Raw genomic sequence first — 26748 nt, forward strand, 5'->3', positions numbered from 1 at the left:
TGGATCGATGGACCGTCGGACGATGATCAAGGGCGCGGGCGCCACGGTAGGGCTGGGGCTCGGCATGGCGATGAGCGCACGCAGCTATGCGCGGATCAAGGGCGCGAACGACCGGCTCAGCGTTGCCGTGGTCGGCCTAAACGGCCGCGGCCAGGCGCATATGGGCGCGTTCACGAAGGTGCCGAACGTCGAGATTACGCATTTCTGCGACGTTGACTCGGACGTGCTGGCCAAACGCGCGCGGGAGTTCGCAGCGCGCGGCAATCCCGCGCCGAAGACTGAGGGCGATTACCGCCGCCTGTTCGACAACAAGGCGGTAGACGTCATTACGATCGCGACCCCGGACCATTGGCATGCCAAGCTTGCGGTCGACGCGATGAAATCGGGCCATCACGTCTATTGCGAAAAGCCGATCGGCATCGCGCCTGCCGAGGGCGAGGCGATGATCGCCACGCAGAAAAGCACCAAACGCATCTTGCAGGTCGGCAACCAGCAGCGATCGAGCCCCGAGACGCGGCAGTTGCTCGCGCTCGTCCAGGCCGGCGAACTGGGCGACGTCTACGAAGCGCAGACTTGGTACGCGAACAATCGCAAGACGATCGGCAACGGGCATGTGGCGACGCCGCCCGCCAATCTCAACTGGGACATCTGGCAGGGGCCACGGCCGCGCGCGCCGTACCGGTCGAACCTGGTCCCCTATAACTGGCACTGGTTCTGGCAATACGGGACCGGCGAGCTGTGCAACAATGCGATGCACGAACTCGACGTCGCACGCTGGATGATGGGCCTGACCTATCCGAAGACCGTCTCCGCGCAGGGCGCCAAGCGCTTTCATGCCGGGGACGACTGGGAAATGTACGATTCGCTCGCGCTGGACCTGAACTACGACAACGACCGGGTGATCCGCTGGAACGGCCAGAGCTGTAACGCGATGCTGACCTATGGGCGCGGACGCGGCGTCCTTCTGCTCGGCACCAAGGGATCGGCGGTGGTCGATCGCAACGGGTTCGAGCTCTACGACCTTTCAGGCAAGTCGGTCCGACAGGTGATGGCCAAGGCCACGTCGGAGACGACCGGTACGGTCGGTGAGGGTATCCTCGACGTCTATCACGCCGAGAACTTCATCGATGTGATCCGCGGCACGGCATCCGCGCTCAATTCGCCGATCGCGGAGGGGCATATCAGCACGACGCTTTGTCACCTGGGCAACATGGCCTATCGCACCAACAGCGCGCTGACCCTCGACCCGACGACCGGCAAGCCGAGCAGCGCCGAGGCGATGAAGCTGTGGTCGGTCGCGTATGAACCGGGCTGGGAGGTCAAGGTCTGACGTGAGCATCGTCGCGCAGGTCGAGCGCTTCGCTGCGATGGGAACGCGGGTCGAGTTGCACGTGTTCGGCGGCGGGTTTGCGGATGCGCTGGTTGCGGCGCAACGCGCGATCGAGGACGTCGACGATGCGTTGACGATCCATAGACCGTCGCCGACGACCGCTGTGAATGACGGCCTGCTGGCCGGGCGGAGCGTCGCGATCGACGATCCGGTGCTGATCGAGGCGCTGATCGCGATCCGGGATCTGTATGCGCTGACCAACGGGGTGTTCGATCCCGCGATCGACCGCCGGTTCGCTGGGGCGGCGTGGGACGACGTGGTCTTCGACCCATGCACGGCACGGATCGCGGCTACCCGACCGCTCGCGCTGGATTTCGGCGGGTTTGGCAAGGGGTTTGCGCTCGATCGCGGTGGCGCGGTGTTGCGCGGTGCTGGCGTCCTCTGCGCGTGCCTTTCGGCGGGGGAGAGCTCGCTGGCGGTGATCGGCGAGCATCCGCTGGGGGGGGGCTGGCCGTTTGCGATACCGCATCCTACCCGCGCGGACGCGGTGCTGGTCGAGCTCGAACTGATCGACGAGGCGCTGTCGATCTCGACGACGGTGGGCGCGGGTACGGACGCCCCCGAGCGGGCGGCGATGATCCGGCCGAGCGATGGCGCGATCGTCACCGCGGCACGCTGCGCGGTGGCGATCGATCGCAGCGGCGGCGCTGCGGAGGCACTGAGCACGGCGCTGCTGGTCGCCGACGATGATCGCACGCGCCGGCTGCTGGAGGGCGCGCCTGCCCGGCGTTTTCTGTATGATCTTTCCCAAGAGGCGGCGACGACCGTCGACGTAGCGAGGATGCAGGCGGCATGACCGACAAGGATTTCGACCTCACACGGCGATCGTTCATCGATCGCGTGCTGATGGCGACCGCGGGTGCGGGCATGGCGGCGGCGGCACCCTGGGCGGCGTCCGCCGCGTCTGCAGCGGATACCGATCCGGTAAAGACGAACCGGGTCCGGCTAGGCGTTATCGGCACCGGCGACCGCGGCCGCACGCTGATCCAGAACATCGCCAAGACGCGCAACTGCACGGTCGTGTCGATCTGCGATACCTATGCGCCGAACCTGGTAAAGGCGCGGCAGTGGGTTGGTCCGACGACTCGCAGTTTTAGCGATCATCGTGCGATGCTCGACGCACGCGGGATCGATGCGGTGGTGATCGCGACCCCGCTTAACATGCACGCGCGGCACGCGTTCGATGCGTTCGATGCGGGGCTGCACGTGTGGTGCGAAAAGGCGATGGCGCGCACGATCGCCGATTGCGGCGCTATGGTGACGCGCTCGAAGTCGGCGAACAGGGTGCTCCAGATCGGCCACCAGCGGATGTTCCACCCGACCTATCTGAACGCCTTGAAGCGGGCGAAGGCCGGCGAGATCGGCTCGCTGACGCAGATCCGTGCGAGCTGGCACCGCAACAACGCGTGGCGCCGAAAGGTGCCGGCCGATGCCACCGATCGCCAGATCAACTGGCGCCTGTACCGCGACAGCTCGGCGGGGTTGATGACCGAACTGGCGACGCACCAGCTTCAGGTCGGCAACTGGTTCTTCGATGCGGCGCCGACGCGGGTGATGGGGTCGGGCAGCATCTGCTTCTGGAAGGACGGCCGCGAGGTCTACGACCATGTCGCGCTGATCTACGAATATGCCGGCGGGCGGAAGTTCATCTACACGTCGTTGCTGAACAACGCGCGCTATGGCTGCGAGGAACAGATCCAGGGCAGCAAGGGCACGATCGAACCGGAGCTCGGCCGGATTTATGCGGAAGTCCCGGCCAAGGTGTTGGCGCTGCAACGGATGCAGAAGGACGTCGCCCGCGGCCATAAGCGCACCGTGCCGATCGGCGGCGCCACCTGGTTCCCCGAATTGCCCGTGACGACGCCCGGCGAGTCGCTCGGCTGGGGCGAATATGACGAGACGATGCTGCAGTTCGAGGGCTTCGCCGAGGCGGTGCGCGCGGGCAAGCCGCTGCCCGGGCTGTTGCGCCAGGCCTATCAGGCGAGCGTCGCGTCGCTGCTCGGCGAACAGGCGATGGACCGCGGCGAAGCGATGACCTGGCCGACGAATCTGGTCGCGATCTGACAAAAGGAATTAGCTGTGACCGATACCAACCGACGCGGACTCCTCGGCCTCGGCCTGACCGCCGGCCTCGCCGCCGGGTTTGGCGCCGACGCGTTCGCGCAATCCGCTACGCGTGGTGACGCACCGACCGAAAGCGCGGTCGCGCGTCCGGTCCCCGAGGCCAAATACCGCGTGCCGTTCGCCGTGATCGGGATGGACCACAACCACATCTACGGCATCACCGACGCGATTATCCGCGGGGGCGGGGTGCTCACCACCTTCTACGCGACCGATCCGAAACAGATCGCGATGTTCCGGAAGCGCTACGGCGACGTGAAGCTGGCGCGGTCCGAACAGCAGATCCTCGACGACCGCACGATCAAGCTGGTGTGCAGCGCCGCGATCCCGAGCCTGCGTGCGCCGCTGGGCATCCGGGTGATGCGTGCGGGCAAGGATTACCTCAGCGACAAGGCGGCGGTGACCACGCTGAAGCAGCTTGCCGACGTGCGCTGTGCGATCAAGGAGACCGGACGTAAATACGGGATCATGTATTCTGAACGGCTCGAGGTGCCTGCCGCGGTAATGGCGGGACAGCTCGTCCATGACGGTGCGATCGGGCGTGTGATCCAGACCGTCAACCTCGCGCCGCACCGCCTGTCTGCCGCGAGCCGTCCCGACTGGTTCTGGGATCCGGCACGCAATGGCGGCATCCTGACCGATGTCGGCAGCCACCAGGCCGACCAGTTCGTCTATCTGACGGGCAGCAAGCGCGCACAGGTGCTCGCATCGCAGACCGGCAATTTCGGCAATCCCGCACACCCCAAGTTCGAGGATTTCGGGGATATGATGCTGAGCGGCGATGGCGGCACCGGCTATGTCCGGGTCGACTGGTTCACGCCTGACGGCCTGCCGACCTGGGGCGATGGCCGCCTCTTCATCCTCGGCACCGAGGGCTATATCGAGCTGCGCAAATATGTAGATATCGCGGGGCGCCCGGGTGGCAATCACCTGCTGATCGCCGACAAGAAGGGGACGCGCTATCTCGATTGCTCGAAGGTGCCGTTGCCGTTCGGGCCGCAGTTCGTGACCGATATCGTCGAACACACGTCGGTGGCGCAGGATCAGGAGGGAGCGCTGCTTGCGGCCGAACTCGTGCTGACCGCAGAGGCCCGCGCAACGCCGGCAAGACGATAAGGCGGCAGCTCGCGCGGATTCGGCAAGCGCATGGTGCCACTTGGCGTTGCTATGGGTAATTGGCTTCGGCGTGGCGGCCGCACAGGCATAGCCCTGATCGGTTAGGACACTCCGTTAAACCAGCAAGGCGATCCGTACCTCGGGACGAGGCATGACGACCGGTACGTCACGATCATGCGTCCAACGCTTGGATTTGGTTAATCCACCGTAGGTTGGACACGATCCCGCTCACGATACGCAATGCGACCGATGACTTGAGCAACACCGAGATGAACGGATATCCAAAGTTGGAAATGCAATAATGCGCCGATAATGACCGGTAGGTCTTCCCGGCCGTTGAACTGCCAACCCGCGGGGCTGTTGCCCCGCTCCGGGTCTCGGAAACGGGAAAGGCGCACGGGCGTGATCGAGACGCCCGTGGCTGCCGTCAGCCGGGTGATGCGGCAGAACCGGCCAGTAGCCCACCGTCGATGCTCAGTTCGGTTCCGGTGACGTAGGTCGCTTCATCGGAAGGCTAACATGACGGCAATAGCTGCGACCTCATCGGGCATCCCGAACCGCTTGAGCGGCGTATCGGCGACCAGGGCCTGCATTTGCGCCTGACGCGTAGGTTCTCCTCGCGGTACAGCCGCAGCAGCTTCTTATGGTTCATGACCAGCCCTTCGCGAGCCAGCATGATCCCCAGCGTCGCATCTTTCGTTCCCGCTTGAACCCCCTGGGAAACCGTCACTGAGGCTCACGGACCGTACCGGCCGTCGATTGCGGCGACGGCTTGGCGCTGTCGTTTGGGGACCTAGTTGCTTCCGCCGTGCAAGTTAAGCTCGCCCGCATCGAGGTGCTTGAGAATGCGCGTGAGCGCCGCGACGTTGTTTGCGTCGTGGGCGCTTTCGAGTGCGTCCTGCAGCACCGCGCGGATGCCGTCGGCCTCGACCTGCTCCATCTCCCAATTCGGGTATAGACGCTCGCGGTTCTCCTCGCTCCGGTCCAGCGGGACGACGTCGTGATGGCGTGGATCGCGATGCAGGCTCGCGATCAAAGTCTCTATCTGGGCGGGCGGCCCCTCGATCCATTGGAAGAAGACCCCGCTGCCGAAGACCAGCACGCCGGTAATGCCGCGGGCGTGATTGCGGCGTTGCGCCACCTCGATGATCCGGTCGACCTCGACGTCGTCGACGCCTTCGGCAGCGCGGCTGCAGTAGACGAAGGTGGAAAGCGTAGGCCCGGTCTCATCCAAGTCGGCGCCGCCTGGAATGCCAAATTCGTCGAACATGGGTCAGTTCGCTCCGTCTATGCCGGTCAGGCCATGACACCTGATAACTTGGCGTCAGGTTTAGCGCATCTATTTGATTTGGGTAAGGAGGCTACGGGCCGTGAAAGCCACCAGGTCTTTGCGGACTGATCGCCGGAGATAACCATCGGCAAGCACAGTGCCTGATCTGCGCGCTCGCGATCGTCGTGGGCGGCTATGCCCTGGTCCGGCGGGTGCGCGATATGCCCTGCGTCCGGTTGTCGTCCAGACCCTGCAACGCTGGTAAGTCCAAATCCGGCAAGCGTTTTTGCATGCGTTGCGATTGCCTTGCAGGGCTAGCCTCACGTTTGGGAGTTGATCCGCCGCGCGATGCTTGAGGCGCTGCCCGCAATCATCGCCGCGGCAAGCAAGCCGATGGAGAACATCGACAAGATTAGCATTCTCGATGCAAGAGGATTGCGCGGTGACGGCGGCAAGGAGGCTTCGGTCGGCGGCGCAGGTCAAGGCAACCTCGCCGATGCCGCAGTTGCTGCGGCGATGCGCTACTGCGTCGGTAGCCCGTTGATCGATGGCCTGATGGCGGAACTAGGCATGACCGGCAGCTCGTTGAATGGCATGCTCGCAGGAAGCGGCGCGGACGCGACGGCCGTACGAGCGTCCTCCAGCGATGCCCGCAGAAATCCGGCTACGCTGAATGGCGGGTCGGACAACACGCCGACGTAACGGTATCAGTCTGGGGTCACGTGGCCCACGAACCGGTCCCGGCTTCTCCGTCGGGGCGGCAGCTGCCGTTCTCTTGCGTATCGTGTTCTGAAGTCCCTTATTCCGCGTCGGACAAGAAGCGTTCCACCGGGGGCAGCGATGCAACGGGATCCTCCTCAAACGGCACATGGCCAAGGTTCGGCAAGCGAACCAATCGCGCATGCGGCATGTGGCGGAGGTAATCGGACGCATTGCCGATGGGGATCATGCCGTCCTTTTCGCCCCAGAGCAGGAGCGTCGGCGCCGGGATCCGCGCGAGGATCGGGACGGGATCGTCCAGGATGATCTGCGCCATGCGCACCAGCATCGCGCGGCGCACGCCCGGCGCGAGCATCATGTCGCGATAGCGCGTGAGGGTCGCCGCGCGCAGCGCCTCTGGGCGCGCATAGGCGGCGGCGAGGCTCGATTTCAGCATGCCGCGCGGCGCGACATACGGCAGCGCCTGCATCATCAACGGCACCTCCGGCGGCGTGCCATAGGCGAAACCCGGGCTGGCGAAGCCGTCCGGCGACACGAGCACGAGCCGGGCCACGCGCGCCGGATGCGCCGCGGCGAACGTCCAGGCGATCCGCCCGCCCAGCGAATTGCCGATCAGCGTGGCCCGATCGATGCCGAGCTGGTCCATCAGCCCGGCCAAGATCCGTATGGCGCGCGCGTCACCATAGTCGCCCGAAGGATCCGGGCCGGTCAGTCCGAAACCAGGCAGGTCGAACCGGATGACCCGGTGGCGCGTCGACAGGCTCTTTGCCCATGGCTCCCACGTGTCGAGGCTGGCGCCGAACCCGTGCAGCATGATTACCGCAGGCGCATCGCGCGGGCCGGTGTCGCGCAGTCGCAGGCGCGCGCCGTCGACGGTGCGATAGTCGCCGGGATAGGCCGCCTCGAGCGCGGCGCGCGGTTTATCCGGTGTGTAGAGCCATACCGTGAGAGCCAAGACAGCGACGCTGGCGAGGCCGGCCACCGAGGCGAAGACCAGTCGACTCCGTCGCATGCGTGCGGTCAAGCGTCATCCCCCCGGTATCGATCGTGGCGAACTTCGTCCGGCGCACGCATCATGGCAAGAGCGTAGCGTCGGCGACGGAAGAGGGTGGCGTTGTCGCGCGATCGCGCCCTCAGAAGACGGAATGGTCTCCGCGATCGGGCACCGCATCGCCGGCCAGAACGGCGCGATAAAAGTCCGGCAGGGTCTGCGTTCCGGTCGACGGCGTCGCCGCCGCGTCGTATCGCCCGGTCCGCGGATCCAGCACCAGCATGGACTCGGTGGCATAATAGCGACCGATCCGCGCCAGCTCGGCTTTGACGGCAAGTGGCGGGGCGATGCGGCCGACGACTGCCAGCCCTCCGGCAATCACGTCGAGCAGGCCGACGGGAACCGAGCGAAACCGGGCCGGTCGCCCGAGCAACGCGAACAGCGCTTCGCCTTGCGCGCGCGGCGTGATCGCCGCGCCCGGCCCGCCGATGGGGAGAATGCGGTTCCAGCGGTCTTCGTCATCGATGCACCCGGCGATGTACGCGGCCAGATCCCCATCGCTGATCGGCTTGCACGCCGTCAGCGTGCCGTCGCCGAATATCAGGAACGGCCGCCCGTTCCGCACACGATCGATTTGGCCCGACAAGGATTTGAAGAACGCGGTCGGCCGCACGATCGAATAGCGCAGGCCGGATTCGATCAGGGCCGTTTCGAAGGCGAGCTTGGCCTGTTGAAAGGGGAGCAGCGGTTTTTGCACGCAGATCGCCGACAGCAGGACGAAATGCGCGACACCGGCCTGCTTCGCCGCTGCCAACACGTTCAAGTGCGCCTGATGATCGATGGCCCAGGCATCGCGCGGCTCGCCGGTGCGCGAGGCCATGCAGGACACCACGACATCGAACCGCTCGCCGGCAAACCCGTCGTGGGCGAGCGATAGCGGATCGGTAGGGTCGACGAGCTTGATCCGAGCCCCGGCGAACAGTCGCGTACAATCCGCCTGCCGATGCGCACCGCGGAGGCCAGCCCCGGCCCGGATGAAGCAGACCACGTCGTGTCCCCGCTGGACCAAGGCGGCGGCGGTGGCACGACCGATGGTGCCCGTTGCGCCCAGCAAACAGATGCGTCGGCGAGCTGGTGCGGTGCCCGCCTCCGCGTTGGCGAAGGCTAGAGCCTGCCGCACTATCGCGTCCGTCTGGACTGTCTCGGTGTCCATCACCGTACCCCGTTCGCTCTGATCAACGCTTCCGCTCGTTTGGATCCTATGATCCTTCCGTTGTCCGCCACAAGCCCGGGGCGCGCCGCGCATTGATTCGCGCACAAGAGACGCTTCGGTTCTGGGTAGTCGCTGAGCGGAGCCGAGGGCCTGGGAGTGGTGGCCCCGACGATGCGCGCCATCGATGCATCCCGTAGGACAGCCGGTAGCGGCGTACCGTAGCAAATACGGCTCTCGGCACGAACGGTTTCACGCTATTTTCGGCCTGATGATAGGCCATTTTCCCGTAGCGGTTTGGGTTAGAAAATGCTCTCTGGCGACCGTCTTTTGAACGATCCCCAAGAAATTTCCGGCACTTGTGGAGTGCTGGTGCCCGGAAGAGAAAGCAGTATGGCCTACCAACTCGCCGACTTCAAAGCGTAATTTTCATCGTCTTCTCGCAGAAATAAAACAATAGCAGACACAACGCGCGCGACAAGCCTTAGCTTTCCCAGCACGCCAGCGAATAACCTGCGGTTACCCTTGCAAGGACCGTATCAAAGACATCGGCATCAGCCTGACTGACGATTCGGCTAATCGGAAACGACCGCACCTGGGACAATGCCGTTATTCGTGAGCACGGCTGGGAAGGTCGGGTTTCCGCTGAACCTGACGTTAGCGACTGCGGGAAGGTTGATCGAGGAACGGCCGAGGCTGGGCCGGAAGCCGCCAGACCGCTGTTGGAGCGGAAGCGGAGATAAACTGCTCGTCCGGTTCACTGCAACGTCGCTCCATTTACATGTCGACATCGGCTGCGATGCAATCGACGAAGGCGCGAACAGGTTCGTGGAGCGTTGGGGACAAGCTATAGGAGCACTAGCAATAGGCTTACGAAGCCGGCGATATTCAGCTAAGAATCTCTATCTTAAGTGAGTTGGCGAGCGTGGCGAACAACCTGGAGATCGTGTATTTCTCCAAAGGTATGCCGAATAGTATAGTATCGCCGCTAAGATTCCATATAGTTGTTTCACGATGCTACTGCAGGCCGGGCGGCTTATTTTGCACGTCAGATCGGTCGCCCGCTCCTGCGGATCGCAGTGCGTACCATGGGGGAGGTAGCCAATCGCGCACAACCATGCCTGTTTGCTTCTGGCGGTCGGGATGTCCATCGCGGCCTGTGCGCGCGGGCAGGCGGCCCCCGATGGCCCCGACGGGAATCGCCAGCCTCTCGCCGCCGCGGAGACGACGCCGCTCGATCGCATCAGGATCTGGCGTCCGGGCAAGCCCGCCGATCCCGGCCCGGTAGCCTTCAAGCCACTGAGCGACTTCACCGGCAGCGACTCGATCAAGCTTTCGAACGGCATCGAAGTCGATCTCGCCGACTGGCGAAGCGTGTCGCGCTCCGCGACCGGCGAGAATTGTACTTCCACGCTGATCGGTCCGCGGACGATCCTAACCGCGGCACACTGCGTCGATGCTGGCAAGCGGCCGGGTCAAAGTGATCAGGAGCGCGGCGGATCGATGTCCATCGCCGGGGACGATTTTCAGCTCACCTGTGTAATGCACGACAAATACAAGGCGCTTGCGCCGGCTGCCGAGGGCGGCGTGCGCGGAACTCGCGATTACGCGCTTTGCGATCTCGGCAGGGTCGTCGATTTCAACGTCGTCGAGGCGGAATCGATCAATATCGTCAATCCCATTCCCGGTGGTACGTCCATTCTGCTCACCGGCTATGGCTGCACCGCCGTCGAGATCACACGATTTGGCAAGCTCACATACAAGCGCAGCGACGGCAAATTGCGTATGGGGGACGAACGGCTCGACGGTATCGACCAGAACTCCGGATCGGAACCGCAAGGGATCTGGTCTGCGACACGAACGGTTATCGCCATATCGCCCGGTCCCCCCGTTCCGGGCGCCAAGCCAGCTCCTGAACCGATCCTCTGCCCGGGCGATTCGGGTGGTCCAGTGATGACCGGAGCGACCGTCCGGAATCAGGCCGCCAAACGAAAGGTCGTCGCGGTCAACTCCGCGCTCGGATGGGAGCGGACCGGTACCTCCTGGACCATCTATTCCTATGTCGCGCCGCTCGCGACACCCGATTTCCGTGCCTTCATTCAGCAATACGTCGTCGATCGACCGGGGCTCGTCATCTGCGGGTACAACCAGATCGGCGGCTTGGGAGGGTGCCGTGTCTGATCATGCCCGCTTGCCTCGTATGGCGCTGATCTGCGCCCTCGTCTTTGCGCCTTGCGCGCAAGCGCACCCCCCCCCAAGGCGCGCCGCCGAACCGCGGCTCAAGCAACCGCCGGCGCCGATCACCGCGCATACTTCTCCCGACCTTGCCGTCGCCCGCGCCAAGGGCATTTTGCCGTCGGCGCGCACGATCGAAATCGTCGCCCGCCTCGCCGAACCGGTTCGTCTGACCCGTGCGGAACAGTCCGGCGCGGCAAAGCTCTCGGCGGCACAAGTGATCGCGCAACTGTGCGGGAGTGTCCGGCCCGAATATGTCAAAGCCCTGAAGTCCGAGAATCGTCTTGAGGCGTTGGACCTGGCAGCGCCACTCGGAGATACGGCCTTCAGCCTCGCCTTCCCGGCATGTCTTTATGCCGAGGAGAATATCGCGGGCGTCAAGAATTATACTGTTCTGCCGAACGACACCCCGACCGGCATTTTGCGGTTGTTCACCGGCGCATGGGCAAAAGGCAAGCGCGAGAGAGCGTATATCGCCGAGAGCTTCGGGCGACGCGTGTCGGATACGTCGCTGCCGCTCGGCGAGCGGATCGCGGTGCCGTTCAGTACCCGTCCGACGCTCCTGCTCGCACGGGCGAGTAGCCCGGTCAGCTTTGCCACCTCGCTGGAGGTGGAGCTCGGCATCGACGTCGCCGTGGACGAAATTGAGCCGGGTGGCGAGATCATTGGCGCAGCCAAGCTCGCAAAGGGCGGCGCGATCGCGGCGGGGGATGAGTTTCCCGACTGCATGAACAATGACCGCCCCGGATATCCCTTTTCGGCCGCGGCCGTCGCCTCGGCCTATCGTGCTTCGCGCGATCTGCTGATCAATGATCTCGGATATCCGCAACAGATGGTGCGCCTGGTGATCGTCGATAACGGCTTTTTCGGCGTGCCATGCCCCGATGCATCGAATTGTCCGGAAATGATCGCCGGGAAGCTTCAATTTTCACCTCGATTTCCGAAGCGCAATTTCGACGCCGACAAGTTTCCGCTCGGCGCGTTGGGGCCGGTTTCGTCGAACCGGATCAAGGCGATCAATTATCTGAATGGCCTGGTCTCAGCCGATGCGGTGAGCGGTCACGGCACGCATGTCGCCGGGCTCGCTCTGGGCGGTCCCCTGTTCGAAAATCAGCGCGAGGTGTTCGACTTTGGCGGAGCCTCCTGGCTGAAGCTCGTCATCGCCAACCTCGCGGCCGGTCAGAAGACGTTTCCGGTCGGCGTCGATGAGCAGATATTCCAGGCCGTTGCCAAGATCGATGGGCCTAAGATCGTCAATCTCAGCCTGACGATCAACGGCACGATCCGCCCCGCTGTAGCCGGCGTGATGCGACAGACAATCACCAACGATAAGGCAACAGGTCTGTTCATCGCCGCTGCGGGGAACGATGGCAAGAACTTGTCCGGCAAGGCGCTTTATCCGGCTGGCTTTGGAGGTTCGGATGACTCGCTTCCCAATGTCATCACCGTGGCATCGGTCGATTCTGACGGTCAATTGTCCAAGTTTAGCAACTGGGGCGGTGGCGTCGCCGACATGGCCGCGCCGGGCTGCAAGATATCGTCATGGATCGATGCCTCCCATCCGGAGATGCGCGAAAGCGGAACCTCCCAGTCGGCACCGTTGGTGGCGTTCACGGCGGCGATGCTGCGTTCGATCTGGGACCGCTCTCCCGCGATGCTCAAGAGCCGCACCCTTTATAGCGGCGCCCTCATCGCCGACCCGATCCAGCGCGCGCGCGTCGCATCCGGCGTCCAGCTCGACATGGTGGCAGCGCTTCTGGTCCGACATGACATCGTCACCTATGAACTGCCCGATCCGAAGACCGGCGAGAAGCCCGCGCGGGTGACCCTGGTTGGAACCCTGCGCACGCCGCTCAAGGGATATAGCTGCAAAAACGGTACCGAGATTCCTTCCGAACCCGGCAAGATCCGGTCGTTCAAACGCGAAGGCGGCGACGCAATGCTGTTCTGGCGGCTGGCCGATAACGGGAAGAACGTCATTTGTCCCGCCGAACTGCAGACGAAGTTTGGCGACGTCGCCAACGAAGTCGCGTTTCACGCGACCTACCGCCTCGACCCCGGCGGGTTGACCCCGATCGCCAGCGACGAACCGATTCCGGCCGATCGCGTCACCAGCATCGTGTATCTCGAACCCGGCGCCAGCAAATTTTGACGTGATGGTCAGGTCAGCGTCGCAAGCTCCTGCTCCGCCTTAAGCTGCGCGATCCGCGCCTGTAGCTGGGCCACCTGCGCGTTGATCCGCGTGGTCTCGTTGAGGATATCCGCCGAGACGATCGGCGCTTCGGCTGGGGTCGGCGTCTGCAGGGCGAGCAGCTGCTTCTGCTTGGTCAGCTGATCTATCTGATACTGCAGCTCGGCAATCGCATCGGCGCGCACTGCCGCCTGCTCGGTCCGTGCGCCGCTCACCGCCGCCGCTGTCGCGGCGACCGCGTCCGCGCGTGCCTTTTCGCGCTCGTCCTGATATGACTTTAACGTGGCGGCCGTCGCGTTCAGTCTTGCCGCCGCAGTCGCCGCGACCGCAGATTTCTCGGCATATTGCAGCTTTTCGATACTGCCGTCGGTGCGGAGGGCGATACTAAGGCCATTGTTGCGGAACGGCCCGTTGCTGAACCGGATGAACCGCAACTGCCCGGTCTGCGGCGCTGAGACCATCTTGGTTTCGAGGATGGGTTCGACCGCTGTTCCGATGCAGGGCGCGCGGGTCTCGCACAGGATCAGCCTTGCCCGTCCGGGCGGCCGGATAAACAGGCCCGCATCGGCGATGGTGTCGCGCGCCTTGATCGCGCCGCGATCGATCCGGCACGGAAAATCATTGGCTGCGCCTGGCGAACAAGGCTCGGGAGCTTTGATCCGATCCGTTACGAGCGCTGCATTGAGTCCGACCGCTGATGCGAGACATGCCCCACCCGCGGTGCAGTCCGGCTGGACAGCGCTAATCGCTCCCAACTGAAGACGGGCAGATTCGAGGGCCTTTAAGCTCAGGTCCTCGGCATCGATCGATGGCGGATTCCCGGCCGCGGTATAGCTCCTTCCCATCGCGTCGATCGCCGTCTGGGCCGCAGCGACATCATAAGCGGGGTCGGGTTCGATAAGGCCGTCAAGCCATGTGAGAAGACGCGGGCTGGGTTCGAACGGGGCGCTCGTTTCGAACGGGTTGATCGGCCAGGTGATCATTTCGGTAAAGGTCAACGGCTCGGCCGCCTTTGCCGGCACCGCCTTCGCAGCGTCGAGTTTCTCACCATCGATGATCTGCTGTTCCTGCAGGGTGACGAACCTCTCCCTATCAGCAGTGCTGGTGAGCTTCACCGCAAATCGTGCTGTGATCGCGTCCATCCTTTTGGTCGTTCCCGCCATCCGGTCGGTTAGTTGCTTGACCACGAGATTGTCCGGCTGCGCTGCCGCTACCATCGCTGCCGTGCCCGGCTTGCAGATTGGCTTGCCCGTTCCGGTCTGAAATTTTTCGAGATAGGCTTTGGCCTCGCCTTCGGGTGTACCGGCCGCACCAGCGATCGCGGGAACGCCGGCTGCCATTGACGCGACTTTCACGCCGAATTCGACCGTGCCCTTGATGACGTCCGCGGTCTTGTCTTCCGCACTGGCATTGATCGCCTTGAGCGCGCCCGTGCCCTCATAGGTCTCGATCGTGACGTCGGAGGTCTTGAAGATGCTCGTTAGGGCGGTCGGATCGAGCACATAGCTCTCGCCAGCTACGTAGCTGGCATCCGCTTCAGCCGTGATCTTGAATACCGGTGCGGTAAGCGCCGACGTGCCGACCGCGTTGCATCCGATCAGCTTGTAGGTCACTTTAACCTGATATTGCAGCATCGGGAGCGTGTACGGGACGCCGCGCAGCGCCTGACGCGCGCCGGACCGCTCGAAATCTGGCCGAATAGAGAGGCTTGTAGTACAAGCCGTCATCAGCAACGATGTCGTCGTCAGTATCGCGAACCGAAACATCACACCCTCCAGACCTACAGTTCAACATGGAACGCACAGGCCTAACCCCAACTAAAGCGATCCGGCGAAGAAACACTGACGGCATTTCTATTCATTTTCAAGCAACCTTGGATGATTGGTCCAGATGCGACAGATTGCGCAGATAGTTCGTCTGCTGCCCGTGCTGCGGCGCGGTATGTTCAGCCTGAACATACCGCGGCTTCCGGGATCGACGATGTCGCCGGCCGACGGCGGGAACTAGGGCGCGTTGCCGACTGACGGCTTTTGAAGATGCGCATGGCCGGTTGCGACAGCACCGGACGTTCACGCTGGCGGCGCGGAATGGCGGAATCTGGTCGGGAGGTGCCTCGGGTCATTCCTGCTCCTCGGACCCTTAGGCGTTCTGCAGACGGCCGCTCTGACCATCGGAGAATAATCATGGAGATGCCTGAACCCGAATCCACCGCCACCAAGCGCCAGGTCTGGAATGCCGGAAGGACCGTCGGTGCGAAGCGCGCCCTGAAACCGAAGCAAATATGGGAGATCCGATTTTACCTTAATCAGCGCCGCCGCTTGCGTGACCGCGCACTCTTCGACCTCGGGGGGGGGGGGGGGACTGATTCGAATCGAGTATGGCACGCACTCGCTTCCCCGAACGAAGGCGTCAATCATCTACAGGGCGACCGGCAACTTGCGCGCCGTCCAGATCCTTCTTGGTCATAGCAAGATCGAGAACACGGTGCGCTATCTCGGCATCGACGTGGAAGACGCGCTTGCCCTTGCCGAGAATACCGAAATCTGACCCGATGACTCCTCGCCTCACGGCGAGGGGCCACTTCGCGGCGCTTGGTACTTTGCTGCCGCTCCCCGGCAACTCGTGGAACAGCAGGGCTGGCCAGCAGTAGACGTCCGGCGTCTGAACCAACAGGACCGCAGAAGGACAAAGATAGAGCGGGTTTCCAACCGTCAGGTTCCGAAAAGCGCTATCGCCGCTATTCGGGAGGCAAGCACGACGGCGTCATATTCCATCCAGTGGGTCCGCATTCCTGAGAGGTGAATCCACGTGTCAGTTCTCTGGTTCAAAAGTCATTGTCGCCATCGACCAAATGGCAGCCATAGAGGAAGTCTTCACCCATGCGACGTCAGTGAAAGCATAGAGCGTGCGGTCGCGCCGCGCGGCGTGAGATGCCGGATCGCGCTTACGCTTACTCCGCTCTCAAGCATCGCGAGCCGTGTCGTTCAGGTGGAGTACGACGGCCGGCGCATCGGCGAGGCCAACGAGGCGCATCGATCCGACCGCGCGAACAGCCGTGCGATTGACGGGATCGAGGATGAGCCTAACCTGGGTCTGCTCCCCCTCCTCTAGTCCCGACACGAGGGCGAGTATGAAGTTGATGCCTTGCTCGCGCGCGCGCTCATATTCCGTGGCCGAAAGTTCGACCGGGCTTTGCGGACCGCGTCCGGTCGCCTCCAGCTCGACGAAGGTCTTCCAGTCAGTCACGCCATCGGCGCCGATATGATGGTGCTTGCGGAAGTCGACGATCTCCGGCGCGGTCGATGCGCACATGTCTTGCGACCGGGCGCTGCGGTGTTAAGATCAGTGGGTGTGCGGACGTCTCCGCGTGCCTGTTGTCGGCGTGGCGTATCCTTATTTCGGAGGAGCTTCCCGCCGCGTGACGAGCATTATCGCACCTCCGCCGCCGCCGCCGGCGGAACAGCCGTGCCGCTATTGCTGCGAGCCGCTCCGGGCGCGTGCGGTCTATTGCAAGACGTGCGAGCAGTTCCAGACGGCGGGTGCGCGGTGGCGCAACGAGCTGACCTTCTCCGCGCTACTTGGCGCGCTGCCGCTGTTCGCGCTGGTCTACGGCTTCATCCACGACCGTACCACGCGCGTCCGGTCTGAGGTTCGGGCACTAGCGCTGCAATGTGGAATCGAGACGGTGGTCGTCGGCCTGACCAACGGCGGCAACCGACCCGCGGTGGTCGCCGGAGGTACGCTCACGAGGACCGGCCGGGGCGGTACCAGCGCGTGGGCGCTTACGAATGGCGCGAAAGACGGCGCGCTGCTGGTCGAGCCCGCGAAGCAGGTGATCGCACGCTTCGGCGTAGGCAACGATGCAATAGGACAGCCGCCAGCCGCCGGACCGGGTGAACAATGCACCTATTCCGCTAAGCTTAACGTGGTGGAGTTCGGTGAGACCAAGCCCCGCGAGGAGGTGACAACATGCGCATGCCCGGTCGCCTGACCAGCCTCCTGGCTGCGGGCGGGCTGCTCGCCGCGAGGGGCGACGGCCAAGTGCTGCCCAACCGACTCAACATCGACCTGGTCTTCGCCCGCAGCGCCGACCGCACGATCGAGACACACGTGCTGCAATGGGTCAGCGCCCTCCAAGAAAAAGTGCAGACCACGCTGGCCTGGGACACCAGCCTGCAACTGGGTGCCGGCGATCGCATCCAAGTCTTCCCTGCGCCGCTTCCGACGCTACCATCGGCGAACCTGATCCAGCAGCGCTGGGCGCAGCGCAACGCTATCCAGATCGTAGTCGGCCACGGCACCCGCGCCGGTGCGATATCAACCTTCGAGGGCAATATCTTTCTGGGCGGGCTCAAGGGCCGGCTGCCGGTGGCGATCCCGATTAACCAGCATATCGAGGGCGGCTCCTACGAACGATCGAGCAACTTCGTGATCGTGGTCGCGCTTTACGCGCTGTCGGTGGACGCGGCGGCTAAGCCGGTGGTGAGCTGCCGCCTGCTACAACGGGCGTCGGTGCTCGCGGGTAAGCTGCCGCCGACGCTGACGTCGGTGAACATGGTCAAGGCCGGCATCCAGGCGGACTTGCCGAATCGCTGCCGGAGGCCCGGCGCATGAGCTGGCGGCTGTCGATCGCCGCCGCCGCGCTGCTCGCCATCGGTTCCGCCGCCCTACCGCCGGCGCTGCCAGACGTAACGCTATACCTGCCGCGCTTCGCGGCTCCGGGCGCGATCGGCGCCAACGTCACGGCTACGGTCAACCTATCGATCTGGCGTACGTTGCGCAAAAAGCCTTGGCCAAATCCCACCAACTTGGATTTCGGCAGCGGGCTCGTGATCTGGTCGGACGACCAACTGCCGGAAAATCCGGCGCGTGCGGCTCGGGCAACTCTGCGTGACAACGCCGATCTCGACATGATCCTGTGGGGCAGCGCGCAGCCGGTCGGCCCCGACGTCGTCGTGCAAGCCTATCTGCTTACCCGGCCACTGGAGGACGGAGCCGCGCCACGCCAAGCCTTGTGGCAGGTCTCGCGCGGCGGCCGGACCCTTTCACTGGGCTTGCCGAGGCAGCTCTACGTTATGGGATCGGTGCCACTCCGCCGCGACTTAGTCGCGCTGTTCGACGCGCCGAGCGCGCTCAGGGTGTGCCCGACCAAGACGCGCCACTGCGCTGGCCCGGCGGTTGGGCCGACAATGCGCGCGCTGGAGCATCAAGGACCTTGGACCTCGCTGATCACGCCGGATGGGCGGCGCGGCTGGGTCTACCTCCATGAGATCGGCGCGACTTCGAACGAGATCGCATCGTTTACCGGGGGACTGATCTCCTATTATCGTGGCGATTACGGGCAGGCGGCACGCCTATTCGAAGCGGTAAGTACGGCGCGTTCGGCCAACGCGTTGGTTCAGGAGGATGCAGCGACGCTGCGCGCGGCCGCGCTGTCGAGGGCGGGCGCGCCAGGCGCGGCGGCGGCGATCGATGCGGTTCGGAGTGTCGATCCCTATTCGGTCTTCGCGTTGCAGACGGCAGTGATGGACGCGCTGGCGCGGCCAGAGGCGGGGGTGGAGCGGCGGCGCACGTTGGGCGCCGAGCTGCGCCGCGCGGCAGGGCTGTTCGACGCGACCGACCCTTGGCCGCGGCAGGCGGCGGCGATGCTGAACGCGGGTTAGGCAATTAGGAGGAACGGAGATGATCAAACCGTGGCGCACTCTCGTAGGCACGGCGCTCGGCGGCATGATCGCGATCACAACGCCGGCGGCAGCGTCAACCTGCTTCGACAAGGCAGTAATTACCGATTACGATCCAGGGCTGATCCGGGCGATTCAGCAGCGGTTGCGCGACCGCAACCTGTACGGCGGGGCGATTGACGGCAAGGTGGGTCCAGCAACCCGCCGCGGATTGGCGCAGCTGACGGGTAACCCGCTACGATCAGACTTCCACCTGGGTTCCGACATGGTTGAGCGGATCTTCGGCCTAGAAGCTAGCGGGATCTATTATCCGGAGGATCAAGATGCGCTGATTGCAAAGCTCGGTGCCAGCAGCGACGCGAACTATCGCAACAAGTGCAGGGTGCATGTGTCGGACGAGTAACCGATCACAGGATATGTCCCTAGCATCGTCCGAGCTCCGACAACTCACATGCGCCGGCTAAGGTGACCGGATGGTATGCCTGCCGCCTTCTTCATGCTCTTCAAGGAGGCAACTGATCGTGAAGCTTTCGGCGCCCACCATGAATGGGCGTCTGAAGCTGGGAACCGCGACAGGGTCACTAAATGGCCGCAACTGGGTCAAATAGGTCCCTCGAGTCCCAATTGCAGCCGGAATGCACCAGCGGAACATCACTGAAAGGGGTAAGCTCAAGTAATCGAGCGAACCACACCGCCATCGACGCGCAGCGCAGCACCGCTCGTACCGGAGGCCTGTTCCGAACAGGCGTATACCACCATGTTCGCGACCTCTTCCGTGGTCGTGAACCGGTTGATTAGGGTCGTCGGACGCATCGTCGTCAGGAAATTCTGCTCCGCCTGCTCCTGACTGATACCTTCCGCGTCCGCGGTAGCCTTCATCCAGTTCGACAGGATTTCGGAACGGGTCGGTCCGGGCGAGCGCCACCTCCAAGCCGGGGCGAGTTTTTCAACAGCCTCGACCGGTTGTGACACTTCAACCCCCTCCGGCTGAACGCGAAATACGACCGTTGACGCTTTAAGTGTCGCACTGCATACGCTGCCCAACGGCGATGGATTTCCGCCGGGTCTTCGGACCGAACCGCCCTCGCAAGGGTCGATGATTCCTACCACGCGCCGCAAGGCAGCAAGGAGGAATCGTGCGCGCTACCTTTCGTAATCTCATCGGCGAGCTGAACGTCGCGGCGTTCGTGCGCAACCGTCACGACCATGCCGCGTCGGTCATGCGCTGGGCGCTAATCCTGGTACCGATGGCAGCGCTCGTTGGCACGCTGTGCGCCGCATTTCTGTGGTATCTCGATGTAGCGACCCGGACCCGGTTTGATCATCCGTGGCTGCTCTACCTGCTACCGCTGGGCGGCTTCGTGGTTGGGCTGCTCTACCACCTGACCGGTCGCTCGGTGGAGGGGGGCAACAATCTCATTGTCGAACAGATCCACGAACCGGGCGGCGGGGTGCCGTTGCGGATGGCCCCGCTGATTTTTTTCGGCACGGTGATGACGCATCTGTTCGGCGGATCGGCCGGGCGTGAAGGCACCGCGGTCCAGCTCGGCGGAAGCCTGGCGAGCGGCTTCGGTCGTGCGCTGCGGCTTAATGCGGACGGCACCCGCATCCTGCTGATGGGGGGCATCGCGGCCGGGTTCGGCGCGGTATTCGGCACGCCAATCGCGGGCGCGGTGTTCGCGCTGGAGGTGCTAGCGATCGGGCGCGTGGAATATCGCGCGCTGGTGCCGTGCCTGATCGCGGCGCTGGTCGGAGACTGGACATGCATCTCCTGGGGCATCCACCACGGCGTCTACCGGATCGACGCGCGGGTCCCCGTCGATGCGCTGCTTGTCGCCAAGGCCGGCGTCGCCGGAGTGGCGTTCGGGTTGGTCGGCCTTACCTTCGCCGAAGCCAATCACGCACTCGGCGGGTGGCTCAAGCGCCGCGTCCCTTATGGCCCGTTCCGCCCCGTCATCGGCGGGGTCGCGGTCATCGCGCTCGTCTACCTGTTCGACACGCGCGACTATCTCGGCCTCGGCACGCTGGCGGCGACGCCCCACAGCATCACCATCGCCAGCTTCTTCGGACCGGACACGCATCCGTGGAGCTGGGCGCTCAAGCTGCTGTTCACCGTCGTCACGCTCAGCGCCGGGTTCAAGGGTGGCGAGGTGACGCCGCTGTTCTTCATCGGCGCGGCACTCGGCAATGCGCTCGCCCCCATGTTCGGCGTGCCGACCGGCGTGTTCGCCGCGCTCGGCTTCGTCGCGCTGTTCGCGGGCGCGGCCAATACCCCGCTCGCCTGCACTTTCATGGGCATCGAGCTGTTCGGCGCGACCTATGCGGCGCCGATCGCGGTCGCCTGCTTCGTCGCCTACCTCTGCTCTGGTCACAACGGCATCTACCTGTCGCAGCGCGTCGCCGTGCCGAAGGTGCTGGCAACCGGTCTCACCCCGAACGCAACGCTGCGCGAGGCGCGCGCGCACCGCGCGGCGCGCCGTTCGCGCTCCTGATCCCATCCCAATCGAAAGCCTTAAAATGCCCGATCGTTTCACCGTCCAGCACCGCGAAATCGGGATGCTGCGCATTTACCTGAAGCCCTCCGACCGGATCGGTCAGCGCAGCCTGCGCACGCTATGGGGAGCCAAGCCGCTCTACCGCGAATTGATCCGCACGGCGAAAGAGGACGGCATTATCAATGCCGTCGCGCAGCACACGCACTACGGTTTCAGCAATCACGGACCGATCCGTGAAAATGGATCGGAGGCGGCTGATCCGCACCTGACGATCTGTGTCGAACTCGTCGGCAATCGCGACCAGCTTGATCTGTTCTGCCGACGACATGGCGACCTGCTCGGTGATAAGGTGATCGTTTATAAACAGTTGGAACACTGGTCTGTTAGAGGAAAGGTCGGATCGTGACGATTCATCCTCCGCCCGGGCCTTTGCTGATCAGGATGAGCCGGACCCTTCGTCACGGACCTGTCGTAGGCCACGGCACTGTACGTCCGCGGCTTTCCAGCACCGATGGCCGGGATTATTTCTGTCAAGTCTCAGCGATTTCGTAGGAGTTCGAGCGGTTAAGAGCGCCGCAAACAATAGCCTGGCGGCAGGCTAAATTGTAAGATCGGCATGTCGCCGATTTCTTGTCCAAAAAATCGAAGCGTGGGTCCAGTTAATGCATCATATCCATTTTGCCGACCTCGGCCTTAGCCCGGTCGCGCTGTCGCTCGGCCCGATTGTCCTGCGCTGGTACTCACTCGCCTATATCGCAGGAATCGCTCTCGGTTGGTGGTACCTTCTGCGCCTCATCGCTCGTTCGGCTGCACCGATGCTCCGACCCCAGGTCGACGATCTCATCTTCTATGCCACGGTGGGCGTCATTGCAGGGGGGCGTCTCGGATACGTCATCTTCTACGGGCCGGAGATGTTTCTTCATCCCCTTCAGATCTTCAAGCTGTGGGACGGGGGCATGTCGTTTCACGGCGGCGCTGCCGGCGTCTCGATCGCGCTGATCGTCTTTGCGCGCAGGCATGGTCTCGAGTGGCTGCGCGTCCATGATTACGTAGCCTGCACCGTACCTATCGGGTTGTTTTTCGGTCGGCTTGCCAATTTCGTCAATGGAGAGCTGTGGGGCAAACCGTCCAATGTCCCTTGGGCGATCATATTCCCGGGGAGCCATGATGGGATCGCGCGTCATCCCAGCCAGCTCTATGAGGCAGGTCTCGAAGGACTCGCGCTCTTTGCCCTTCTGGCAATCCTGTTCTGGTTCACCGACGCGCGGCGACGTTCAGGCATGCTCGTCGGGACCTTTCTTATCGGCTACGGGTTTGCCCGTTTCGCGGTCGAGCTCTTCCGCGAGCCCGACGCCCAGCTCGTCGAATTCGCCGCGCAGACCGGGCTCCATATGGGACAATGGCTGACGATCCCGATGATCGCCGGCGGCTTATTCCTTGTGGCAACCGCACGGGGTCGGACGCCACCATCGTCGCTGGCGCGGGTCGCGTAATGAAAGTTGCGCGACCAGTCGCTACGGCAATCCGTTCGTCTTCGACGCGGGCACGCATCGCTGCGCGGGATTTTCGCGGCTGGCTGCGTGCGAGCGAAGCGTCGTTTATCGGACTTGCGATCGTCGTGGGTGCAGGTGCCGGGCTTCTTAGCGTCATTGTCGGCGCGCTGGCCCGCACGCTCCAGCATGTACTCTTCGCCCTCCCTCCCGACACGCGGCTTAGTGGTGTCGGTCAGCTCGGTCTGGCGAGCCTCATCGTGCTGCCTCTCGGCGGGCTTATCTTGGCAGGGTTCAGCTACGCAACGCAGGCCCGCAAACGGCGCCTGGTCGATGCGGTCGAGGCCAACGCGCTTCATGGTGGCCGTATGTCGGTGCCTGACAGTCTGGTGATCTCAGGCCAGACTGTGCTGTCCAACGGCTTCGGAGCGTCGGTCGGCCTCGAGGCCGCCTATGCCCAGATGGGCGGGGCCGCCGCCTCAATTCTTGGGGGTTGGCTGAAACTGCGCCGCGCCGATCAGCGGACGCTGGTCGGCGCCGGTGCGGGTGCTGCGATTGCTGCGGCATTTGGCGCGCCCCTCGCGGGGGCGTTCTATGCGTTCGAGATCGTGATCGGCACCTATACGCCGACGGCCATCGCCCCGGTCGCAGGCGCAGCGCTCGCTGGAGCGCTGGTAGCTCAGGCATTCGGGGTCCAGCCCTATCTGATCGATGCTGCCTCCAACACCTTGGTCGAGACGCACCATTACCTGATCTACGGTGGGCTCGGTGCAATTTGCGCCCTGCTCGGCATTGCCTTGATGCGGGCCGTAGGGCTCGTCGAGCGTGTCTCCCGCCGCCGCTGGCTGCCCGACTGGGCGCGGCCCGCCGTGGGTGGGACGCTACTGATCCCGGTTGCGATCCTGTCCCCACAGGCGTTGTCTGCCGGCCACGGTGCCCTGCATGCCGATCTGGCGGTCGGGGCGTCCATCGGCTTCATCCTGCTGGTGCTCGGCGCCAAGAGCGCTGCCTCGATCATCTCGCTCGGCTTTGGCTTTCGCGGCGGGCTGTTCTTCGCATCCTTGTTCCTCGGCACGCTGCTCGGCCACCTCTTTGCGGACAGCCTCGCGCTGATCGCCGGCCACACCGTCATTGACCCGCGCAATGCGGCGCTGGTCGGCATGGCGGCGTTCGCGGTGGCGGTCGTGGGGGGACCGATGACGATGGCCATGCTGGTCCTCCAATCGACCCACGACTTTTCGCTGACCGGAGCGGTCATCGCCGCTTCGCTGGTGTCGTCGTCGATCGTCCGCGAGCTGTTCGGATACTCCTTCTCGACCTGGCGACTTCACCTGCGCGGCGAGACGATCAAGAGCGCGCGCGACGTCGGATGGGTGAAGACACTCACCGCGGGGCGCATGATGCGCAAGGAGACGAACCCGACTCCCGCTGCGCTCTCGATCGCCGAATTTCGGCGTACCTTTCCGCTGGGGTCGACAAGCCGCGTCGTGCTGACCGGTGCTGACGGAGCCTATGCCGGGATCGTTGTCGTCCCGACCGCCTATGCGGAAGGACTCGATCTGGCCGCGAACGTCGCCACACTGGCGACGGGACACGCGACGGTGCTCACCCCCGAAATGGACATTACCGCGGTGATGGCGCACTTCGATGCGGCGCACACCGACGAGCTCGCTGTCGTCTCGGGTGACCGCCACGTGCTCGGCATCGTGTCTGAAAGCTATGTCCGAAGGCGCTATGCCGAGGAACTGGAGAAGGCGCAGCGCGAACTGTTCGGCGAGCGCTGATCGGCGGCGGAGGGAGGCAAAGATGCCTGCTATTCGAGGGCCCGGATCAGGGCCCGTGTCACGTTGCCCATGAACTGCATCCGCGCGGGGATGGGCCGATGCGTGCTGCCGATCATGACCGCGACCGCGTAGGTGTGACCATCCGGCGACTTCAGGAGCCCGACATCGTTATACCCGGTCGAGAGACTGTCCAGATCCTGCCCGGTCCCTGTCTTGTGTGCGAACGTCCAGCCGGGCCGGAGGCCGGACTTCAGCCGTAGCGGACCGGTCTTGCTCGCCGCCATCAACGTCAGGAGATGCACCGTCGAATTGTTGCTGAGTAGCTCGCCGCGCTGAAGCAGGGAGAGGCCGAGCGTGATGCCGTTTGCGGACGCGCCGTCATAGGGCGCGGCGAGATACCTGGTCAGCGCCTTGCTGCGAGCCTCGAAGCTCATCTTGGCGCGCGCCTGCAGGAAGCCCCATCCGCCGGCCCATTCCGGCTTCCACTCCAACCCTGCGGTCTTTGCCTGCAGGATTCGCTCGCCAGGACCAAAGCCGACGCCGCTGATCCCCTTTTGCGCCAGCATGCGCCGGATGGCCGGAGGCCCGCCGACTTTCCACAGCAAGACATCATTGCAGGTGTTGTCGCTGCGCGTCATCGCGCCCTCCAGCAGCGCGGCGACCGTGGTCCGATATCCGTCGACCCCTACCAGCGAGCGGATGGGTTGATGGAAGACGGTCAGGTCCGATCGACGGACGGTGACGACGTCGGATAGCGACAGCGCGCCGCGATCGACCGCGTCCATCACCGTGATCGCCACCCAGAGTTTGCTGACGCTTTGCTGGGGCAACAGGGCGTCGGCGTTGTAGCCCACGACCCACCCATCGGTGACGTCCCGGACGGCGATCCCGACCTGGCCCTGGAACCCCGATCCAAGCGCCTGCAGCGCGTTGAGGATGTCGGCCGGCGGCTGGTCCCGCCGCCTGCCAGGCAGGACCGGAGGCATCGCCACAGATAATTGCGTCGGCGGGGGCGGAGCAGCCATGACCGGCGTGGGGAGCCTCGGCGGTGCCCCGGCAGGAACGCACCCGGCAACGCAGACACTCACACCGAGCGCCAGAAGCGCTGTTCGGTTCACAAAAAAATTACGCAACATTACAATCTCGCCCAGTCGTGGGTTCTTAATCTGCTATCCCGGATCCACACCAGCAGATCTCGAGCCAACCGTCGCGTTTGATGCCGGACTGGTCGTGCGATTCCTCTCGTGCGATCAGCTGGTTATCGCTGGCCAGGACGCCGATCCGCGCGCAGCTGTCGGGATACACCACCCTGGCAAAGTAAGAGGTGACGGGCATGCGGAACATCGATTTCAGCTCCTGGCAAAGCGTCCTGGCAACGATCTTCGGCCTGGCGTTGGTGACGTTGATCGGTGTCGGTGTCCGGCTGCTGACGATGATGACGATCCAGCAGCGCCGCGAGCGTATGAACCGTCAGATCAACGAGCGTCTGCGGACCCTGATCGCGGCGTACAAGACGCTCGGCGGATCGTTCACCGGGAACCTGACCGTCGACCCGGCGCACCTGCGCGACTTGCGCCGACGTGGAAGCGACGCCGCGCCGGCAGCGGACGCAAGCCTCGATCTGGAAGCAGCGGCCGGGTCGGAGCGCGGTCGGCGCATCCGGGATGCAGTGGAGGCGGCGCTCTCCGACATCATCCTGCTGGGGACAGACGAGCAGGTGGCGCTAGCCGCCAAGGCGGCCCACGAACTGGTCGCTGGACGTCCGGTTCCGACGCATGAGCTTGTGATCTCGCTTCGGAACTTCGTGCGCGAGGCCTTGGATCTGCAGCCCATTCCGCAGGACCTGGCGCTGCCGGCGCAGGGACCGACACGACCGTCCGGCGGGAACGCGCGCGGCAAGGGGGAGCGCGATAAAGCAAGTGGAGGAGGTGGCGGCGGTGGTGGCGGTATGGCCGCGGGCGGTGGTTCGAGCGAGGGGATCGTCGGGGAACCGAGTGCTGCCTCGCCGCCTAACGGCCAAGCGGCCCGGTAGCGTCAGGTGCGGTGCTCCGATC

The 26748-nt window shown here is 64.2% G+C and carries 24 protein-coding genes, 2 pseudogenes and 1 riboswitch; of the genes and pseudogenes, 17 read left to right on the top strand and 9 right to left on the bottom strand.

The genetic code is table 11. The features are described 5' to 3' along the window. Positions 1 to 7: 7 nt before the first annotated feature. The 4 genes from U1701_RS07600 to U1701_RS07615 are packed head-to-tail and all read left to right on the top strand — an operon-like array spanning position 8 to position 4627. Entirely contained in the window at positions 8 to 1330 is a 1323-nt protein-coding gene (locus U1701_RS07600) for a Gfo/Idh/MocA family protein (protein ID WP_332781958.1), read from the top strand. 1 nt (position 1331) lies between these two features. Beyond that, entirely contained in the window at positions 1332 to 2186 is an 855-nt protein-coding gene (locus U1701_RS07605; protein ID WP_332781959.1) for an FAD:protein FMN transferase, read from the top strand. Then, on the top strand, positions 2183 to 3454 hold the full coding sequence (locus U1701_RS07610) for a Gfo/Idh/MocA family protein (protein ID WP_332781960.1): 1272 nt from the start codon (positions 2183 to 2185) through the stop codon (positions 3452 to 3454). Before U1701_RS07605 ends, U1701_RS07610 begins: the two co-directional genes overlap by 4 nt. Before the next feature lie 15 nt (positions 3455 to 3469). Beyond that, on the top strand, positions 3470 to 4627 hold the full coding sequence (locus U1701_RS07615) for a Gfo/Idh/MocA family protein (RefSeq protein ID WP_332781961.1): 1158 nt from the start codon (positions 3470 to 3472) through the stop codon (positions 4625 to 4627). A 427-nt stretch (positions 4628 to 5054) separates the two neighbouring features. On the opposite strand, the pseudogene U1701_RS07620 reads toward U1701_RS07615, so the two are convergent. Further along, positions 5055 to 5238: pseudogene (locus U1701_RS07620) on the bottom strand (SDR family oxidoreductase); the annotation flags it as partial. Positions 5239 to 5420: 182 nt separating this feature from the next. Beyond that, positions 5421 to 5897: a BLUF domain-containing protein gene (locus tag U1701_RS07625; protein WP_332781962.1), complete on the bottom strand. Its 477-nt coding sequence runs from the start codon at positions 5895 to 5897 to the stop codon at positions 5421 to 5423. 348 nt (positions 5898 to 6245) lie between these two features. Here U1701_RS07625 and U1701_RS07630 point away from each other — a divergent pair, with 348 nt between their 5' ends. Further along, positions 6246 to 6599, top strand: a complete 354-nt coding sequence (locus U1701_RS07630; protein ID WP_332781963.1) for a flotillin domain-containing protein — start codon at positions 6246 to 6248, stop codon at positions 6597 to 6599. A 97-nt stretch (positions 6600 to 6696) separates the two neighbouring features. On the opposite strand, the gene U1701_RS07635 is transcribed toward U1701_RS07630, so the two are convergent. Both U1701_RS07635 and U1701_RS07640 read right to left on the bottom strand, forming a co-directional pair. Further along, on the bottom strand, positions 6697 to 7641 hold the full coding sequence (locus tag U1701_RS07635; protein WP_332781964.1) for an alpha/beta fold hydrolase: 945 nt from the start codon (positions 7639 to 7641) through the stop codon (positions 6697 to 6699). A 109-nt stretch (positions 7642 to 7750) separates the two neighbouring features. Then, complete coding sequence (locus tag U1701_RS07640; RefSeq protein ID WP_332782325.1) at positions 7751 to 8821, bottom strand: NAD(P)H-binding protein; 1071 nt, start codon at positions 8819 to 8821, stop codon at positions 7751 to 7753. Positions 8822 to 9961: 1140 nt separating this feature from the next. On the opposite strand from U1701_RS07640, the gene U1701_RS07645 reads away from it, so the two are divergent. Continuing rightward, entirely contained in the window at positions 9962 to 10999 is a 1038-nt protein-coding gene (locus U1701_RS07645; RefSeq protein WP_332781965.1) for a trypsin-like serine protease, read from the top strand. Continuing rightward, complete coding sequence (locus tag U1701_RS07650; protein ID WP_332781966.1) at positions 10992 to 13205, top strand: S8/S53 family peptidase; 2214 nt, start codon at positions 10992 to 10994, stop codon at positions 13203 to 13205. Before U1701_RS07645 ends, U1701_RS07650 begins: the two co-directional genes overlap by 8 nt. An 8-nt stretch (positions 13206 to 13213) precedes the next feature. Here U1701_RS07650 and U1701_RS07655 read toward each other — a convergent pair whose 3' ends face one another. Next, the gene (locus tag U1701_RS07655) at positions 13214 to 14746 is read right to left on the bottom strand and encodes a FlxA-like family protein (RefSeq protein ID WP_332781967.1); all 1533 of its coding nucleotides are present in this window, start codon (positions 14744 to 14746) and stop codon (positions 13214 to 13216) included. Between the two features lie 681 nt (positions 14747 to 15427). Here U1701_RS07655 and U1701_RS07660 point away from each other — a divergent pair. Continuing rightward, positions 15428 to 15791 (top strand): annotated as a pseudogene (locus U1701_RS07660) (hypothetical protein). Positions 15792 to 16205: 414 nt separating this feature from the next. Here the strand turns inward: U1701_RS07660 and U1701_RS07665 are convergent. Beyond that, positions 16206 to 16556 carry a hypothetical protein gene (locus U1701_RS07665; protein ID WP_332781968.1) on the bottom strand — a complete coding sequence of 117 codons (351 nt, stop codon included), beginning with the start codon at positions 16554 to 16556 and terminating at the stop codon, positions 16206 to 16208. Between the two features lie 106 nt (positions 16557 to 16662). Between U1701_RS07665 and U1701_RS07670 the strand changes: the two genes are divergently transcribed. The 4 genes from U1701_RS07670 to U1701_RS07685 are packed head-to-tail and all read left to right on the top strand — an operon-like array spanning position 16663 to position 19328. Continuing rightward, on the top strand, positions 16663 to 17235 hold the full coding sequence (locus U1701_RS07670) for a hypothetical protein (protein ID WP_332781969.1): 573 nt from the start codon (positions 16663 to 16665) through the stop codon (positions 17233 to 17235). Further along, positions 17214 to 17858, top strand: coding sequence for a hypothetical protein (locus tag U1701_RS07675; RefSeq protein WP_332781970.1), 645 nt, complete (start codon positions 17214 to 17216; stop codon positions 17856 to 17858). The genes U1701_RS07670 and U1701_RS07675 overlap by 22 nt, the downstream gene beginning before the upstream one ends. Next, positions 17855 to 18907 carry a hypothetical protein gene (locus tag U1701_RS07680; protein WP_332781971.1) on the top strand — a complete coding sequence of 351 codons (1053 nt, stop codon included), beginning with the start codon at positions 17855 to 17857 and terminating at the stop codon, positions 18905 to 18907. Before U1701_RS07675 ends, U1701_RS07680 begins: the two co-directional genes overlap by 4 nt. A gap of 19 nt (positions 18908 to 18926) precedes the next feature. Continuing rightward, positions 18927 to 19328 carry a peptidoglycan-binding domain-containing protein gene (locus tag U1701_RS07685; RefSeq protein ID WP_332781972.1) on the top strand — a complete coding sequence of 134 codons (402 nt, stop codon included), beginning with the start codon at positions 18927 to 18929 and terminating at the stop codon, positions 19326 to 19328. A 266-nt stretch (positions 19329 to 19594) separates the two neighbouring features. On the opposite strand, the gene U1701_RS07690 is transcribed toward U1701_RS07685, so the two are convergent. Beyond that, on the bottom strand, positions 19595 to 19897 hold the full coding sequence (locus U1701_RS07690) for an SDR family oxidoreductase (protein WP_332781973.1): 303 nt from the start codon (positions 19895 to 19897) through the stop codon (positions 19595 to 19597). A gap of 64 nt (positions 19898 to 19961) precedes the next feature. Continuing rightward, positions 19962 to 20038: riboswitch (Fluoride riboswitch) on the top strand. Positions 20039 to 20061: 23 nt separating this feature from the next. Here U1701_RS07690 and U1701_RS07695 point away from each other — a divergent pair. From U1701_RS07695 to U1701_RS07710, 4 genes are all read left to right on the top strand, one after another. Next, on the top strand, positions 20062 to 21417 hold the full coding sequence (locus U1701_RS07695; RefSeq protein ID WP_332781974.1) for a voltage-gated chloride channel family protein: 1356 nt from the start codon (positions 20062 to 20064) through the stop codon (positions 21415 to 21417). 25 nt (positions 21418 to 21442) lie between these two features. Beyond that, positions 21443 to 21826, top strand: coding sequence for a DUF190 domain-containing protein (locus tag U1701_RS07700; protein ID WP_332781975.1), 384 nt, complete (start codon positions 21443 to 21445; stop codon positions 21824 to 21826). A 256-nt stretch (positions 21827 to 22082) separates the two neighbouring features. Then, positions 22083 to 22913: a prolipoprotein diacylglyceryl transferase gene (gene lgt, locus U1701_RS07705; protein ID WP_332781976.1), complete on the top strand. Its 831-nt coding sequence runs from the start codon at positions 22083 to 22085 to the stop codon at positions 22911 to 22913. After that, positions 22913 to 24694, top strand: coding sequence for a chloride channel protein (locus U1701_RS07710; protein WP_443026011.1), 1782 nt, complete (start codon positions 22913 to 22915; stop codon positions 24692 to 24694). Before lgt ends, U1701_RS07710 begins: the two co-directional genes overlap by 1 nt. A 29-nt stretch (positions 24695 to 24723) precedes the next feature. Here U1701_RS07710 and U1701_RS07715 read toward each other — a convergent pair whose 3' ends face one another. Beyond that, positions 24724 to 25830 carry a serine hydrolase gene (locus U1701_RS07715; protein ID WP_332781978.1) on the bottom strand — a complete coding sequence of 369 codons (1107 nt, stop codon included), beginning with the start codon at positions 25828 to 25830 and terminating at the stop codon, positions 24724 to 24726. A gap of 25 nt (positions 25831 to 25855) precedes the next feature. Beyond that, the gene (locus tag U1701_RS07720; RefSeq protein WP_332781979.1) at positions 25856 to 26038 is read right to left on the bottom strand and encodes a hypothetical protein; all 183 of its coding nucleotides are present in this window, start codon (positions 26036 to 26038) and stop codon (positions 25856 to 25858) included. On the opposite strand from U1701_RS07720, the gene U1701_RS07725 reads away from it, so the two are divergent. Beyond that, on the top strand, positions 26028 to 26726 hold the full coding sequence (locus U1701_RS07725) for a hypothetical protein (RefSeq protein WP_332781980.1): 699 nt from the start codon (positions 26028 to 26030) through the stop codon (positions 26724 to 26726). The two genes, U1701_RS07720 and U1701_RS07725, sit on opposite strands and share 11 nt — an antisense overlap. The last annotated feature ends 22 nt before the right edge of the window (positions 26727 to 26748 follow it).

It is taken from the genome of Sphingomonas rhamnosi (assembly GCF_036663615.1).
Taxonomy (GTDB): domain Bacteria; phylum Pseudomonadota; class Alphaproteobacteria; order Sphingomonadales; family Sphingomonadaceae; genus Sphingomonas.